At 64.9% G+C, this 14,877-nt stretch carries 13 protein-coding genes, 1 tRNA gene and 1 pseudogene; 10 read left to right on the top strand and 5 right to left on the bottom strand.

Going from position 1 to position 14,877, the window contains the following annotated elements; translation table 11 throughout:
• Positions 1–303 precede the first annotated feature (303 nt).
• Positions 304–618: a hypothetical protein gene (locus ADBZ5N_RS11750; RefSeq protein WP_526257657.1), complete on the top strand. Its 315-nt coding sequence runs from the start codon at positions 304–306 to the stop codon at positions 616–618.
• A 427-nt stretch (positions 619–1,045) separates the two neighbouring features.
• Here the strand turns inward: ADBZ5N_RS11750 and ADBZ5N_RS11745 are convergent.
• Positions 1,046–1,122, bottom strand: a tRNA-Leu gene (locus tag ADBZ5N_RS11745).
• 108 nt (positions 1,123–1,230) lie between these two features.
• Here ADBZ5N_RS11745 and ADBZ5N_RS11740 point away from each other — a divergent pair.
• The 7 genes from ADBZ5N_RS11740 to ADBZ5N_RS11710 all read left to right on the top strand — a co-directional run bounded on the left by ADBZ5N_RS11740 (position 1,231) and on the right by ADBZ5N_RS11710 (position 8,319).
• Positions 1,231–1,872, top strand: coding sequence for a two-component system response regulator PdtaR (locus tag ADBZ5N_RS11740; protein ID WP_526257656.1), 642 nt, complete (start codon positions 1,231–1,233; stop codon positions 1,870–1,872).
• A gap of 95 nt (positions 1,873–1,967) precedes the next feature.
• On the top strand, positions 1,968–3,242 hold the full coding sequence (locus tag ADBZ5N_RS11735; RefSeq protein WP_526257655.1) for a branched-chain amino acid ABC transporter substrate-binding protein: 1,275 nt from the start codon (positions 1,968–1,970) through the stop codon (positions 3,240–3,242).
• Positions 3,243–3,301: 59 nt separating this feature from the next.
• Entirely contained in the window at positions 3,302–4,519 is a 1,218-nt protein-coding gene (locus ADBZ5N_RS11730) for a branched-chain amino acid ABC transporter substrate-binding protein (RefSeq protein ID WP_526257654.1), read from the top strand.
• 3 nt (positions 4,520–4,522) lie between these two features.
• Positions 4,523–5,560 carry a branched-chain amino acid ABC transporter permease gene (locus ADBZ5N_RS11725; protein WP_526257653.1) on the top strand — a complete coding sequence of 346 codons (1,038 nt, stop codon included), beginning with the start codon at positions 4,523–4,525 and terminating at the stop codon, positions 5,558–5,560.
• A complete protein-coding gene (locus ADBZ5N_RS11720; RefSeq protein ID WP_526257652.1) occupies positions 5,557–6,735 on the top strand; it encodes a branched-chain amino acid ABC transporter permease in 1,179 nt (392 codons plus the stop codon). Before ADBZ5N_RS11725 ends, ADBZ5N_RS11720 begins: the two co-directional genes overlap by 4 nt.
• The gene (locus ADBZ5N_RS11715; RefSeq protein WP_526257651.1) at positions 6,732–7,568 is read left to right on the top strand and encodes an ABC transporter ATP-binding protein; all 837 of its coding nucleotides are present in this window, start codon (positions 6,732–6,734) and stop codon (positions 7,566–7,568) included. Before ADBZ5N_RS11720 ends, ADBZ5N_RS11715 begins: the two co-directional genes overlap by 4 nt.
• Positions 7,555–8,319, top strand: coding sequence for an ABC transporter ATP-binding protein (locus ADBZ5N_RS11710; protein WP_526257650.1), 765 nt, complete (start codon positions 7,555–7,557; stop codon positions 8,317–8,319). The genes ADBZ5N_RS11715 and ADBZ5N_RS11710 overlap by 14 nt, the downstream gene beginning before the upstream one ends.
• A 160-nt stretch (positions 8,320–8,479) precedes the next feature.
• On the opposite strand, the gene ADBZ5N_RS11705 is transcribed toward ADBZ5N_RS11710, so the two are convergent.
• The 3 genes from ADBZ5N_RS11705 to ADBZ5N_RS11695 all read right to left on the bottom strand — a co-directional run bounded on the left by ADBZ5N_RS11705 (position 8,480) and on the right by ADBZ5N_RS11695 (position 10,659).
• Complete coding sequence (locus ADBZ5N_RS11705; RefSeq protein ID WP_526257649.1) at positions 8,480–9,676, bottom strand: lipid-transfer protein; 1,197 nt, start codon at positions 9,674–9,676, stop codon at positions 8,480–8,482.
• Positions 9,673–10,110 carry a Zn-ribbon domain-containing OB-fold protein gene (locus tag ADBZ5N_RS11700; RefSeq protein WP_526257648.1) on the bottom strand — a complete coding sequence of 146 codons (438 nt, stop codon included), beginning with the start codon at positions 10,108–10,110 and terminating at the stop codon, positions 9,673–9,675. The genes ADBZ5N_RS11705 and ADBZ5N_RS11700 overlap by 4 nt, the downstream gene beginning before the upstream one ends.
• 162 nt (positions 10,111–10,272) lie before the next feature.
• On the bottom strand, positions 10,273–10,659 hold the full coding sequence (locus tag ADBZ5N_RS11695) for a DUF1304 domain-containing protein (protein ID WP_526257647.1): 387 nt from the start codon (positions 10,657–10,659) through the stop codon (positions 10,273–10,275).
• 89 nt (positions 10,660–10,748) lie between these two features.
• Between ADBZ5N_RS11695 and polA the strand changes: the two genes are divergently transcribed.
• Positions 10,749–13,424, top strand: coding sequence for a DNA polymerase I (gene polA / locus ADBZ5N_RS11690; protein ID WP_526257659.1), 2,676 nt, complete (start codon positions 10,749–10,751; stop codon positions 13,422–13,424).
• Here the strand turns inward: polA and ADBZ5N_RS11685 are convergent.
• Positions 13,421–14,545 (bottom strand): PrsW family intramembrane metalloprotease, encoded by a 1,125-nt coding sequence (locus tag ADBZ5N_RS11685; protein WP_526257658.1) that lies wholly within the window; start codon positions 14,543–14,545, stop codon positions 13,421–13,423. The genes polA and ADBZ5N_RS11685 overlap by 4 nt on opposite strands.
• 189 nt (positions 14,546–14,734) lie before the next feature.
• Here ADBZ5N_RS11685 and rpsA point away from each other — a divergent pair.
• Positions 14,735–14,877, top strand: a pseudogene (gene rpsA / locus ADBZ5N_RS11680) (30S ribosomal protein S1); the annotation flags it as partial.

Genomic DNA, 14,877 nt, shown 5'->3' with positions numbered 1-14,877 from the left:
AGCTCCGAAACCACAAGTACGGTCCGAGGTATCGGCCGCCGGCGAGACGCCCCAGCTGATAGCACTCGACAGTGCAGCCGGGACGCCATTGCTTAGATAGTCTATGTACCGCTAGGCTGATCCGGTGATACCAGACTGGACGGGTGTCTAAATTGAGGGCCTTTCGGGGCTGCTCACTGCGCTCACTGCGCTCACTGCGCCTACGGCCCTGAGGGGCGGAAGTTGGCGTGTCGGGAGGGACCCCCCAGCATGTGCTGCTGTAGGTTCCCAACGCTTAAAAACAAAGATGGACCGGATTTAGGGGTGCGTTTAGTGCTGGATATTCAGGAGTTGTTCAGGTCAATCGTGGTACTGAATTCCCTTTTCGCATCCATTGCTTGGTGTTTAGCCAGACCGAATTGGGCCTCGATGACTTCAACCCTTGTGTTGTCCGCTATCTGGCCATTCGTCGATACACCGTTAAAAGGGCAGTTACTAATGGGCATCAGCATCCACAAAGGCGTCACCCAGAGCGACCTTATCTCGGTGCTCGCTGTGGTTGTCGTAGCGATCCAACTCGCCAGGCTGATCATCAAGGCTCGACGTAATCCTGCCCATGTGGATAAGGATCCGTGCTGAAAATTCCGGGCGGGTACCTGTAACTTGCGGCCAGCCGCGGGGTGAGTTGGTTTTTGACTCGGGGGGCGTTTTTCTTGCCCTTGGGGTACGACGATGGGCACCGAGGGGGAAGTTGCCCCGATAATCGGCTAGCTGTGGGGTGGCAGCCCGGTTACCGGAAAACCGACCGGGAAAGCCGGAAAGGTCGATGACTACGCCGGGTCAGTTTCGGCACCGCCACGTTGACGGTGACCGGAAGGCCCAGCAGCAGCGGTTCGGCGTCCACCGTTCCCGCACCAGACCCGGTTTTGGTGGCTCTCGCCGCCGAACTTCAGCTTGCGAAGCTGCGCCCACCCGAACGGGTCAACGTGAATGTGCGGCGGGGTGCCGCCGTTGGCCTGAAGCTGCGCCATCAAGCCGACTAGCTGCTGCGACGGCTGTGGTCGTTTGGTGCCCTCGGTGAGATTCGAACTCACACTGCACGGGTTTTGAATCCGTTTCCTCTGCCAGTTGGGATACGAGGGCGGTTCGGCGGAGCCCACGATAGTGGGGCGCATCGGTGGAATCCAACGATAGTTGACCCGTTGCGGCCCCGGTTCGCCGCCTGCCGTTGACCGCGCCACAATGACCCCCATGACGCCCCCCGAGAGCGACCCGAACTCCAACCCCGACGAGCGCACCCGGCCGCGGGTTCTCATCGCCGAGGACGAGGCGCTGATCCGCCTTGATCTGCGCGAGATGCTGCGCGAGGAGGGCTACCAGGTCGTTGGCGAGGCAGGCGATGGTCAGGAGGCCGTCGACCTGGCGGAAAGCCTGAAGCCGGATCTGGTCATCATGGACGTCAAGATGCCGCGACGCGACGGTATCGACGCGGCGGCTGAGATCGCCGCCAAACGAATCGCCCCAGTTGTTGTGCTCACCGCCTTCAGCCAGCGCGACCTGGTCGAGAAGGCGCGCGACGCAGGCGCGATGGCCTACCTGGTCAAGCCGTTCTCGATCAGCGATCTGGTGCCTGCCATCGAGGTTGCCCTGAGCCGGTTCGCCGAGATCGCCCAGCTGGAGCGGGAGGTCGCGGAGTTGGGCGAGAGGCTGGAGACACGCAAGCTGATCGAGCGGGCCAAAGGCCTGCTCCAGGCCGAACACGGCATGAGCGAGCCCGAGGCGTTCAGCTGGATGCAGCGCGCCGCCATGGATCGGCGCACCACCATGAAACGCGTCGCCGAGGTGGTCCTGGAGACGCTGCAGCCGCCCGGGGCGGCCTCGTCGCCCGACTGAGCACGGGGTTTCGCAGGGTCCCGCGCGCGGTCTGCCCGCCGGTTGGCTATGTTCTACCGCAAGTATCGACGGCAGGTCATCAGCGGCCTGCCGGAATGGATCGCAACACCCGGAGGTGGAACTTGCCGAATTACGCAGCACGAGGTGCAATCGCGGCCAGCTCGGCGGCACTGTTGATGTTCGGCATCGCCGGGTGCAGCCAACCCGCTCCGAGCAACGAGTCGTCGGCAGGTACGACCGCCGCCCAGGGAGAGGCCGCTGCGCCCGTCGATCTGAACATCGTCGAACAGGTCCAGGTCGACCAGGACGGTAACGAGGTCAAGCCTGCGGCTGGCGCGACGCCCGCCGACCCGGCTGGCGACGGCAAAGCGACCTGCTCGCCGGTCAAAATCGCCATGGCAGGCGCTCTTAACGGTCCGGATGCCGCGCTCGGCATCAACATCAAGAACGGCGTGCAGATGGCGCTGGACAAACATAACGCCGCCAATCCGGGATGCCAGATCGAACTGCGCACCTTCGACACCGAAGGTGACCCTCAGAAGGCCACCGCTATCGCGCCGCAGATCGTCGACGATGAAGCGATCATCGGTCTGATCGGCCCGGCGTTCTCCGGGGAGACCAAGGCGACCGGCGGAGTGTTCGACCAGGCCGGCCTGGTCGCCGTGACCGCCTCCGCTACCAACGTGACGCTGTCCGAGCAGGGTTGGACAACCTTCCTGCGCGGCCTTGCCAATGACGGCGTTCAGGGCCCCTCGGTCGCCAACTACATGAAGAACACCCTCGGGGACAAGAAGATCTGCGTCGTCGACGACAGCACCGACTATGGCACCGGCCTGGCCAAGGCCGTCCGCGACACCCTCGGGCCGGTCGCCGAGGCGGCCTGCAACATCTCGGTCAAGAAGGGCGACAAGGACTTCTCCGCAGCAGTGACCCAGGTCAAGGGTCAGTCGCCGGACTCGGTGTTCTACAGCGGCTACTACGCCGAGGCGGCACCGTTCGTCCAGCAGTTGCGGGACGCCGGTTACACCGGCAAGTTCGCCAGCGCCGACGGCACCAAGGACCCCGAGTTCGTCAAGCAGGCGGGTTCGTCGGCCAAGGACGCCATCTTGTCCTGCCCCTGCGGGCCGGCCGGTGCGGCCTTCTCCGACGAGTACACCAAGAAGTTCGGCCAGGCTCCCGGCACCTACAGCACCGAGGGTTATGACCTGGGCACCATTCTTGCCAAGGGCATCGGCTCCGGAGCGGTCACTCGCGAGGCGCTCTTGGACTACACCAAGAAGTACGACGGGCAGGGTGTGGCTCGCAAATACCAGTGGACCGACACCGGTGAACTTACGACGACCCTGATCTGGATCTACAAGGTCCAGTAACTGTTTCCACGGGGGCCCGTGTTGTGGTTTCCGACAACTATTGAGCCGGAGGGTAGAACGTGGGCGACTTACGGACACGGAAGTTGATCGCAGCCAGTGCTGCGGGTCTGGCAGTGTTGGGTATCGCGGGATGTGCCGAACAGGCCAAGCCGGGCGATAAAGCCGCGCCGAGTGATCTGACGATCGTCGAACAGGTCCAGATCAGCCCTGACGGCACAGCGGTGAAGGCGGCTGAGGGCGCCGCCGCCCCCGTCGAGCCCGCCGGCGCCGGCAATGCGGTCTGCCCGCCCCTGTCCCTTGCGATGGCAGGTCCGCTCACCGGCGCGGACGCCCCGTTCGGCACCAACGTCAGAAACGGCGCCGAACTCGCCATCGAACTCCACAACGCCGCCAACCCGGACTGCCAGATCGAGTTGAAGCCTTTCGACACCGAGGGCGATCCGCAGAAGGCGACGTCGGTTGCGCCGCAGATCATCGATGACCCATCCATCGTCGGACTCGTCGGCCCGACCTGGTCCGGCGAGACCAAGGCGACCGGTTCGGCCTTCGACCAGGCCGGTCTGGTGGCGGTCACGCCGTCGGCCACCAACGTCGCGTTGTCCGACCAGGGCTGGAAAACCTTCTTCCGCGGATTGTCGAACGACGGCGTGCAGGGTCCGTCGCTGGCCAACTATCTGAAGAACACCCTCGGCATCAAGAAGGCGTGCGTCGTCGACGACAGCACCGACGCGGGCGTGGGCCAGGCTGGGGCCGTGCGCGACACCCTGGGCCCGATTGCCGACTCGGCCTGCAACATCTCGGTCAAGAAGGGCGACAAGGACTTCTCCGCGGCGGTGACACAGATCGTGAATCAGAAACCGGACGCGGTCATCTACGCCAGCTACTACACCGAAGCCGCACTGCTTCTGCAGCAGTTGCGTGAAGCCGGCTACACCGGTCTGTTCTCCGGTCCCGACGGCCTCAAGGACCCGCAATTCGTCAAAGCCGCAGGCGAATCCGCCAAGGGGGCGGTGCTGTCCTGCCCGTGCGGCCCGGCGACCGGTGCCTTCGCGGAGGCCTACAACAAGCAGTTCGGCCAGGCACCCGGCACCTACAGCCTGGAGGCCTACGACCTGACCACGATCCTGCTCAAGGGTATCGATTCCGGCGCCGTCACCCGCCCCGCCTTGCTGGATTTCGTCCGCAATTACGACGGGCAGGGTGTGGCCAGGAAGTACCAATGGACTGACAAGGGCGAGCTCACATCGGACCTGATCTGGATCTACAAGGTTCAGTAACACGTGATCCAGGAGTGCCTCAGCCAGTACGCCTGTTTCGCCAGTGACATCAGCTTCAACATCACCAATCTGCGCGACGGCTTCTGGCAGTACACCATCGACGGACTGGCTTGGGGCGCCATCTACGCACTCGTCGCAGTGGGCTACACCCTGGTGTTCGGGGTGCTGCGACTGATCAACTTCGCCCATTCCGAGATCTTCATGCTCGGCATGTTCGGGGCCTACTTCTGCCTGGATATGATCTTGGGCTTCACCCCCAGCGGCAACGCCTACAACCGGGGCGTAGCACTGACGCTGCTATATCTCGCTATCGCGATGCTGTTCGCCATGGCCGTATCCGGCGCTGCCGCAGTCGGATTGGAGGCAGTCGCCTATCGGCCGCTGCGAAAACGAAGTGCCCGCCCGCTGACCTTTCTGATTACCGCGATCGGCATGTCTTTCGTGCTGCAGGAGTTCGTGCACTTCGTGCTGCCGAAGATCATCAATGGGTACGGCGGAAGCAACGCGCAGCAGCCAATCATCTTGGTGCAGCCTAAGACCCAATTCCAGATCTTCGGTGCGAACGTCACCAACGTCACCCTGGTGATAGTCGGCGCCGCCCTCGTACTGGCACTGCTCATCGACGTCGTGATCAACCGGACGAAGTTCGGCCGCGGGATCCGGGCGGTAGCACAGGACCCGACCACCGCAACCTTGATGGGCGTCTCCCGCGAACGCATCATCATGACGACATTCCTCATCGGCGGAATCCTTGCGGGCGCGGCCGCACTGCTCTACACGCTGCGAGTCCCGCAGGGCATCATCTACTCGGGCGGCTTCCTGCTCGGCATCAAGGCATTCGCAGCGGCCGTGCTCGGGGGCATCGGCAACCTGCGCGGCGCTCTCCTCGGCGGTTTGATCCTCGGAGTGATGGAGAACTACGGGCAGGCCGTTTTCGGAACCCAGTGGCGCGATGTGGTTGCCTTCGTCCTGCTTGTCCTGGTGCTGCTGATCCGGCCCACCGGGATTCTGGGGGAAAGCCTCGGAAAGGCCCGGGCATGAGCCACCGGTCGCCGAACACCCTGCTGGCACCCGGCGACGCGCTGCGAGGTTGGTGGTCAGATCTGACCCGGATCCAGAAATGGGGCTTCGGCGTTCTGGCATTCGGCGCGCTGGCACTGCTGCCGCTCTACACCCCGCGGTTCCTAGACACCCCCGGGATCAGCTTCGGCGGCACCATGGCCCAGTTCGTGATGGTTGCCATCATCGCGGTGGGCCTCAATGTCGTGGTCGGCCAGACCGGTCTGCTCGACCTCGGCTACGTCGGTTTCTATGCCGTCGGGGCCTACACCGTTGCGTTGTTGACCAGCCCGGACAGTCCCTGGAACCGAATAGGCGAGGGCGGGCTGTTCAGCGAGAAGTGGGCCTGGTTGGCGTGCGTGCCCATCGCCATGGCCGTCACCGCGCTGAGCGGCCTGATCCTGGGCATCCCGACCCTTCGGGTGCGCGGCGACTATCTGGCGATCGTGACCCTCGGTTTCGGCGAGATAATCCGGTTGCTGGCCGATAACCTCGCCGAGACGACCAACGGTCCGCGCGGGCTCAACCAGGTCGCCTATCCCCGGGTGGGGGTGAGTGAAGATCTGCCCGACGGCGTGTTCTCCGCGGGAAACTCCAGTGGTGACGCGAACTATGGCACCTGGTGGTTCTGGCTAGGTCTGGCCATGCTGGTGGCGATCCTGATTCTGGTCGGCAACCTCGAACGCAGCAGGGTGGGCCGGGCCTGGGTGGCAATCCGTGAGGACGAGGATGCCGCCGAGGTCATGGGTGTCGACACATTCCGGTTCAAATTGTGGGCATTCGTCATCGGAGCGGCGATCGGGGGACTGTCCGGTGCGATTTATGCCGGACAGGTGCAGTACGTCGCCCCGCCGACCTTCAACATCATCAACTCGATGCTGTTCCTGGCTGCGGTGGTACTCGGCGGGCAGGGCAACAAACTCGGGGTCATCGTCGGGGCCTTCGTCATCGTGTACCTGCCCAACCGTTTGCTCGGCGTGCAATTCCTGGGAATCAACCTCGGCGACCTCAAGTACCTATTCTTCGGGCTGGCCCTGGTGGTGTTGATGATCTTCCGCCCGCAGGGCCTGCTCCCCGTCCGCCAACAACTGTTGGCCTACGGCAAGTCCGCCCGCCGCCTGCTGGCCAGCGCCGACAAGAGCAAGGCTGCGTCATGACCGAGCCGATCATCGATGAGGAAATGGCATCGCTGACCCGCGACGTTCACGTCGCCGAGGGCGAGACCCTCTTGCAGGCAACGAATCTGACCGTGCGTTTCGGCGGGCTGACCGCACTCGACGAGGTGAGCTTCGGGATTAGGCGTGGTGAGATCCTGGGGCTTATCGGCCCGAACGGTGCCGGAAAGACCACCTGCTTCAACGCGATCACCGGGGTCTACCGTCCCACCTCGGGCACCGTGGTCTTCGACGGGCAGATGCTGGGCCGTCGGAAGCGCCACCAGATCACTCGGCTGGGAATCGCCCGAACCTTCCAGAACATCAGGCTATGGGGTGAGATGACCGCCCTGGAGAACGTCGTCGTGGGAACCGACGCACGCCATCACACCTCAGTCCCGGGCGCGCTGATCCGTACCCCGCGCCATCGCCGCGAGGAACACACGGCCATCGAAAAAGCAGCCGCTCTGTTGCAATTCGTCGGCATCGCGCACCGCGGTGAGGAGAAGGCCAAGAATCTGCCCTACGGCGACCAGCGAAGGCTGGAGATTGCCCGCGCGCTGGCCACCGAACCCAAGCTCCTGTGCCTGGACGAGCCTGCCGCAGGGTTCAATCCCAGCGAGAAAGCCGCCCTGATCGACCTGATCCACGCAATCCGCGACGACGGTTACACCGTCCTGCTGATCGAGCACGATATGCGTCTGGTCATGGGTGTCACCGATCGCATCGTCGTGCTGGAATTCGGCCGCAAGATCGCCGATGGTCTGCCTGCCCAGATCCGCGAGGATCCGGGCGTGATCGCCGCCTACCTGGGGGTGCCCGATGACGAACTCTGAGACGCCGGGGGCGAGCGGCCGCCCCGAACACGCCCCTCTGCTGGAGGTGCGGGATGCCGTGGTCCACTACGGCAGGATCGAAGCGCTGCACGGGGTTTCGCTCGTGGTCCGGCAGGGGGAATTGGTGACGCTACTGGGCTCCAACGGAGCCGGCAAGACCACGTTGATGCGAGCTGTTTCGGGGCTGCGCCCGCTGTCGGCGGGCTCGGTGTGGTTCGACGGTCGCGACATCACAGCCGTCAAAGCCCATCGGCGGGCGATCGACGGTTTGATACAAGCACCGGAAGGCCGGGGTGTCTTTCCAGGGATGACGGTGATTGAGAACCTCGAAATGGGTTGCTACGGCCGTAAGTTCGAATCCAAGGTGGCCCACGACGAACGTTTGGAGTGGGTGTTTGCGACCTTCCCTCGGCTTGCTGAGCGGCGCAAGCAGGTGGGCGGCACGTTATCGGGCGGCGAGCAGCAGATGTTGGCGATCGGCCGGGCGCTGATGGCGCGACCGCGGGTGTTGCTGCTCGACGAACCGTCGATGGGCTTGGCTCCCATGGTGATTTCGCAGATTTTCGGGATCATCGCTGAGATCAACGCTTCCGGCACCACGGTGCTGCTGGTGGAGCAGAACGCCCAGCAGGCCCTGAGCCGTTCCGACCGCGCCTACATCCTGGAGACCGGTACAGTCACCCGCACCGGACCGGCTCGGGAGTTGTTGGCTGACGACAGCATCCGCGCGGCTTATCTGGGCGTGGCCTGATCGCCGATCAGCCCTGCCAGGCGTCGCCCATCAACTCGTTCGCGGGTGGCCTTCCCCATCGCAGGGCGAGTTCCGGTTGCGGCCCGTTCGCTTACGTGGATCGCCGTCCGTGTGCCGTCGTCAGCTGTCTCAAGGAGGCCAAGCTGGACATCCGTCGTGCTCACCGGGCGACGACCACCGAGGACCCATGGCCGAACAGGCCCTGGTTGGCGGTGACACCCACCGTCGCACCCTCGACCTGACGGCCGATGGCCTGCCCGCGCAACTGCCAGGTCAGCTCGCACACCTGGGCGATGGCCTGAGCGGGAATCGCCTCCCCGAAGCAAGCCAGCCCGCCGGAGGGGTTGACCGGGATGCGACCACCGACGGTGGTCGCCCCGGAGCGCAGGAGCTTTTCGGCGTCGCCCTTCGGGCACAGCCCCAGATGCTCGTACCAGTCAAGCTCCAGCGCCGTCGAGAGGTCGTAGACCTCGGCCAGGCTCAAATCCTCCGGTCCGATCCCGGCTTCGGCGTAGGCGGTGTCGAGGATGTGGTCTTTGAACACCCGTTCCGGGGCGGGAACGGCCGCGGTGGAATCGGTGGCGATATCTGGTAGTTCTGGGAGGTGCTGCGGATAGTTCGGCGTTGCGCAGGACACCGCGCGCACCGAGGGCACTCCGGCCACCGAGCCGAGATGCTTCTCGGCGAACTCTTTGCTGGCCACGATCAGCGCGGCGGCGCCGTCGGAAGTGGCGCAGATGTCAAGCAGGCGCAGCGGGTCCGACACCACCGGGCTGGCAAGCACGTCTTCGATCGAACTCTCTTTGCGGTAGCGGGCATTCGGGTTGTTCAGGCCGTGCCGGGAGTTCTTGACCTTTACCGCCGCGAAATCTTCCAGCGTGGCGCCGTAGAGGTCCATCCGGCGGCGCGCCAGCAGCGCGAAGTACACCGTATTGGTCGCGCCGATGAGGTGGAACCGCTGCCAGTCCGGATCGGTGCGCCGTTCGCCGCCGACGGGAGCGAAGAAACCCTTCGGTGTGGTGTCGGCGCCGATCACCAGAGCGACGTCACACAACCCGGCGAGGATCTGCGCCCGCGCCGACTGCAGCGCCTGCGACCCCGAGGCGCAGGCCGCGTAGCTCGACGACACCGGAATCCCCGTCCAGCCGAGCTTCTGGGCGAAGGTAGCGCCCGCGACGAAACCCGGATAGCCGTTGCGGATGGTGTCCGCGCCGGCAACGAGTTGGACCTGCGTCCAGTCCAGACCCGCGTCGGCCAACGCGGCCCGCGCGGCGACAACCCCGTACTCGGTGAAGTCGCGGCCCCACTTACCCCACGGGTGCATCCCCGCGCCGAGGATGTACACCGGATCGGTCATGGGGCCGTCCTCCACGCGTAGACGGTCCGAGTGACCCCGGCGTCGTCGACGTAAAGCGGCATGGTGGTGAGCTCCATCTCCATACCGACCTTCAGATCCGCCGCGAGAGTGCCCTCGACCACCTTGCCGAGCACGATGATCCCTTCGTCGGCCAGTTGTACTGCAGCCACGGCGAACGGCTCGAAGGACTCGCTTTGCGGATACGGTGGGGGTGGCTGGTAGCGGTTCTCGGTGTAGCTCCACAGCGTGCCGCGCCGCGAGAGGGCGGTCGGCTCCAGCGTGTCGGCGCCGCAGCCGGGGTTGGGGCAGGTACCTGCCCGCGGCGGAAAGACGTAGCTGCCGCACTGCGGGCACCGGGCCCCGATCAGCTGCGACGCGCCGGACTCGCCCTCCCACCAGCCGTCGATCGCAGGCACGTCTGGCGAATCTGGCACGAGGTCAGCGTAGCCCCGCCGGCCTCAGGGATGCCCAGCAGGCTCCCACGGTCCATTCCTCCTGTCAGCGGTACACCAGCACGGCGATCAGTGCCGATTAGTGGACGGGACGGTACAACAGAACCACACCCGCATCGCATGAGACGGGCCTCGGTCAGCGAGTCAGATCAGGCTCAGCGCCATCAGTACCGCCGCAATGAGCGGGAATGCGCCTTGGGAGACGGCCGCGCGCGCCTTGTCCGGTGACGAAGCGAGCAGGACTATGGCCGCAGCCAGCATCGAGCAGACACCGGCGAGCACCAAAGCCGCACCGACACTTCGGTGTCCGATCAGGATCATTGCGACCCCGACGGCGGTGACGACGGCAAGGAAGAGGTTGTAGAAACCTTGGTTGAAGGCCAGCATTTTGGTGGTCTGCGCTTCCTCGGCGGTGGTGCCGAACACCTTTCGGGTGCGGGCGGTGGTCCAGGCGAAGGACTCCAGCACGAAGATGTAGACGTGCAGCAGGGCAGCCAGGCCCGCGAACACCAGTGCCAGGGTGATCGCCATCGCTTCTTCCCGTCAGTCAGAGGCGCGGTGCTGGCGGCCGCCAGTGGTCCGAAGCTTAGAGTGTGGACGTGACCGAAAAGCCAACGTTGATGTTGCTGGACGGCAATTCACTGGCCTTCCGCGCGTTCTACGCGCTGCCTGCCGAGAACTTCAAGACCAAGAACGGCCTGACCACCAACGCCGTCTACGGGTTCACCGCGATGCTGATCAATCTGCTGCGCGACGAGGGGCCCACCCACATCGCCGCGGCATTCGACGTGTCTCGACAGACCTTCCGCGCCGAGCGCTACCCGGAGTACAAGGCAGGCCGGGCGTCGACCCCCGACGAGTTCCGAGGCCAGATCGACATCACCAAAGAGGTTTTGGGCGCCATGGGCATCACCGTGCTGGCTGAGCCCGGCTACGAGGCCGACGACATCATCGCCACCCTGGCCACCCAGGCCGACGGCGCAGGCTATCGGGTTCTGGTCGTCTCCGGCGACCGCGACTCCCTGCAACTGGTCAACTCCAACATCACCGTGCTCTATCCGATCAAGGGCGTCAGCGCGCTCACCAGGTTCACCCCGGATGCGGTCGTGGAGAAATACGGCCTGACCCCTGAGCAGTACCCCGACTTCGCGGCGCTACGCGGGGACCCCAGCGACAACCTGCCCGGCATCCCCGGCGTGGGGGAGAAGACCGCAGCCAAGTGGATTGTCGAATACGGTTCCCTGCAGGGCTTGGTGGACAACGTCGATGAGGTACGCGGCAAGGTCGGAGATTCATTGCGCACCAATCTCTCCAGTGTCGTTCTCAACCGGGAGCTCACCCATCTGGTGCGCGACGTTCCGCTGGCCCAGACGCCAGACACCCTGCGACTGCTGCCCTGGGACCGCGACCAGATTCACCGGTTGTTTGACGACCTCGAGTTCCGGGTGCTGCGGGACCGGCTGTTCGACACCCTGGCCGCCGTCGAACCGGAGGTCGACGAAGGGTTCGACGTCCGCGGCGGGGCGTTGGAACCCGGCGCGGTCGGCGCATGGCTGGAACAGCATGTCCGTGACGGTCGCCGCGCCGGGGTGGCGGTGTCGGGAACCCGCGTGGTCTACGACGGTGATGCGACGGCGGTGGCGATCGCCGCCGCTGACGGGGAGGGCGCCTACATCGAAACCACAACCTTGACGGCTGGCGATGAAGCGGCACTCGGTGCATGGCTGGCCGATCCCTTTGTGCCCAAAGCATTACATGAAGCCAAGGCGGCCATTCACGACCTAGCCGGGCGGGGCTGGGCCCTGGCCGGTGTAACCTCCGACACCGCCCTGGCCGCCTATCTGGTGCGTCCTGGGCAGCGCAGCTTCACTCTGGACGACCTGTCGCTGCGGTATCTGCGCCGAGAGTTGCGTGCCGAAACCCAGGAACAGCAACAACTTTCACTTCTGGACGACACTGAGGGCGTCGACGATCAGGCGGTGCAGACGCTGATTTTGCGGGCCCGTGCGGTCGCCGACCTCGCCGACGCGCTGGACGCCGAGTTGGAGCGCATCGAGTCAGCCTCGCTGCTCGGCGAAATGGAGCTTCCGGTGCAGGCGACGCTGGCCGCCATGGAGACTGTCGGCATCGCCGTCGACGTGGCCAAGCTCGAGACGCTGCAGCGTGAGTTCGGCGAGGCGATCCGGGATGCGGCCGAGGCCGCCTACGGCGTGATCGGTAAGCAGGTCAATCTCGGCTCGCCAAAACAGTTGCAGGTGGTGCTCTTTGACGAGCTCGGCATGCCTAAAACCAAGAAGACCAAGACTGGATATACCACCGATGCGGATGCTCTGCAGTCGCTGTTCGACAAGACCGGGCATCCGTTCCTCGAACACCTGCTGGCCCACCGCGACGCCACCCGTCTGAAGGTCACCGTGGACGGCCTGCTGAAGTCGACTGCCCCCGACGGCCGGATCCACACCACGTTCAACCAGACGATCGCGGCCACCGGACGGTTGTCGTCCACCGATCCGAACCTGCAGAACATCCCGATCCGGACCGAAGCCGGCCGACGTATCCGGGACGCGTTCGTCGTCGGCAGCGGCGAAGGAATTCAGTTCGCCGAACTGATGACGGCCGACTACAGCCAGATCGAGATGCGCATCATGGCGCATCTGTCCGCCGACGAGGGACTGATCGAGGCGTTCCGCACCGGTGAGGACCTGCATTCGTTCGTGGCCGCCAAGGCCTTTGGCGTGCCGATCGATGAGGTCACCGCGGAGTTGCGTCGGCGGGTGAAGGCGATGTCCTACGGGTTGGCCTACGGTCTGAGTGCCTACGGCCTGGCCCAACAACTGAAGATCTCCACCGAGGAGGCCAAGGACCAGATGGACCAGTACTTCGCCCGGTTCGGCGGGGTACGGGACTATCTGATGGCGATCGTCGACCAGGCACGCAAAGACGGATACACCTCTACGGTGCTGGGCCGGCGGCGGTATCTGCCCGAACTTGACAGCAGCAATCGGCAGGTCCGTGAGGCCGCTGAACGGGCTGCCCTCAATGCGCCGATTCAGGGCAGTGCCGCCGACATCATCAAGGTCGCGATGATCGGGGTCGATGCCGCACTGCGCGAGGCCGGTCTGTCGTCGCGGCTGCTACTGCAGGTGCATGACGAGTTGTTGCTGGAAGTCGCGCCGGGGGAGCGTGATGCCGTCGAGGCGCTGGTTCGCGAGCGGATGGGAGGTGCGTATCCGCTCGATGTGGCACTTGAGGTGTCGGTCGGGTACGGCCCCACCTGGGATACCGCCGCCCACTAGCCCCGACCGATCGGAATCGGGTACCCGCTGAGTCGGTGCAGGGCCGGCCCGGCCGCGGCGCGTGCCGCGGCCACCCCGTGCACCTCTTCGGCCTGAAGGGCGAACACCCGGTCGTCGCCGAACCCGCGGTCGATGCGGTCACGGACATAGGCCAGATCAACGACCTGGGTGATGAAGCGTTTGACCGCCGCAGCAGCCGGTCGTCCGCCGAACTGGCCCGCCAGCCGCACTGCGGCCTTGCGGGCCTTCAGCGAATGCACCCACGCCGCATCGGCTGGAGTCAGCAGGCCTGCGGCGATCATTCCCGGCAGCTTTCCGGCGATGATGTGCTGCTCCCGGCGCCTGCTGGCGATCGCCAAGGCGACCATGAGGCCGAACACAGGCATCATCCACACCAGATAGACGCCCAGATAGGTCGTGAAGCTGAGCAGCGCCGAACCGTTCCACAGTCCGTGCATCAGCACCGCACCCAGGTACCCCAGCAGCAGGCAGCCCAGTTTCGCGACACCGCTGCGTTGCTTGAGCGCGTAGTAGACGCCGATGCCCAACATGGTGGTGAACAGGGGATGGGCGAACGGGGCAAGCACCAGCCGCATGCCGGCCACCGCCAGTGAACCGGGCAGAGTCTCGGCGCTGGCGATGTAGAAGATGTTCTCCAACCAGGCGAAACCGAGTGCGGTAAGGCCCGCATAAACCAGGCAGTCGGTCAGGGTATTGAGTTCGCGGCGCCGTCGGCCGGTCATCATCAACACCAGGAACAGGCCTTTGGCCGCCTCCTCGATCAGCGGGGCGCCGACGGCGATTGTCAGGAAGCTGGGTTTGTCGCCACCGGTGCCGAACAGGTTCTCGAACAGCGCCGAGAACAGCACGGAGAGCAGCACCGCGACCGAGGCCCCCCACAGGAACGCCATGATCAGCAGTCGTGGCGGCTCCGGCTCCCAGCGGTCCAACCACAGGTAGCACAGCAGGACGAAGAACATCGCGACTGTCGACAGAGTGAAGCCCAGGACGGTTCCGCCGGGGTTCACGGCGGTCACCAGCACCAGGATGAGGCCCGCCACGGTGCCCAACGCGATGATCGCGGCGAGCGGGGCGCCGACCTTGCGGACCGGCCGCGGCATCGGCGGCACGGCGAAGAAGGCAACCCCGGGGCCAGAGAACACCCCAGAAGCGTAGCTGTGGGCAGTACCTGGTTTGGTCGGGTTGAGCCCGGTCGAGTACGCTCGCTCGGTACCCGTGTGCACGTCGGCGGGCACCCAACCAGGAATAACCGTCCCTTCGATCAAACCTGTCCGGAGCAACCCAACAATATGCCCAGTCCCGCCGTCACCTCGCCGCAAGTAGCCATCAACGACATTGGCTCGGCTGAGGACTTCCTCGCCGCTATCGACAAGACCATCAAGTACTTCAACGATGGCGACATCGTCGAGGGGACCATCGTCAAGGTGGACCG

Source organism: Mycobacterium sp. (genome assembly GCF_044370595.1).
Classification (GTDB): Bacteria; Actinomycetota; Actinomycetes; order Mycobacteriales; family Mycobacteriaceae; genus Mycobacterium.
This window is presented reverse-complemented; position numbering and strand designations above follow the sequence as displayed.

Coding starts and splice junctions, on each gene's coding strand:
- ADBZ5N_RS11705 (WP_526257649.1), bottom strand. CDS start 9,676: ATGACCGATCCGGTGTACATCCTCGGCGCGGGGATGCACCCGTGGGGT.
- ADBZ5N_RS11735 (WP_526257655.1), top strand. CDS start 1,968: ATGGATCGCAACACCCGGAGGTGGAACTTGCCGAATTACGCAGCACGA.
- ADBZ5N_RS11720 (WP_526257652.1), top strand. CDS start 5,557: ATGAGCCACCGGTCGCCGAACACCCTGCTGGCACCCGGCGACGCGCTG.
- ADBZ5N_RS11710 (WP_526257650.1), top strand. CDS start 7,555: ATGACGAACTCTGAGACGCCGGGGGCGAGCGGCCGCCCCGAACACGCC.
- polA (WP_526257659.1), top strand. CDS start 10,749: ATGTTGCTGGACGGCAATTCACTGGCCTTCCGCGCGTTCTACGCGCTG.
- ADBZ5N_RS11740 (WP_526257656.1), top strand. CDS start 1,231: ATGACGCCCCCCGAGAGCGACCCGAACTCCAACCCCGACGAGCGCACC.
- ADBZ5N_RS11715 (WP_526257651.1), top strand. CDS start 6,732: ATGACCGAGCCGATCATCGATGAGGAAATGGCATCGCTGACCCGCGAC.
- ADBZ5N_RS11685 (WP_526257658.1), bottom strand. CDS start 14,545: ATGCCGCGGCCGGTCCGCAAGGTCGGCGCCCCGCTCGCCGCGATCATC.
- ADBZ5N_RS11695 (WP_526257647.1), bottom strand. CDS start 10,659: ATGGCGATCACCCTGGCACTGGTGTTCGCGGGCCTGGCTGCCCTGCTG.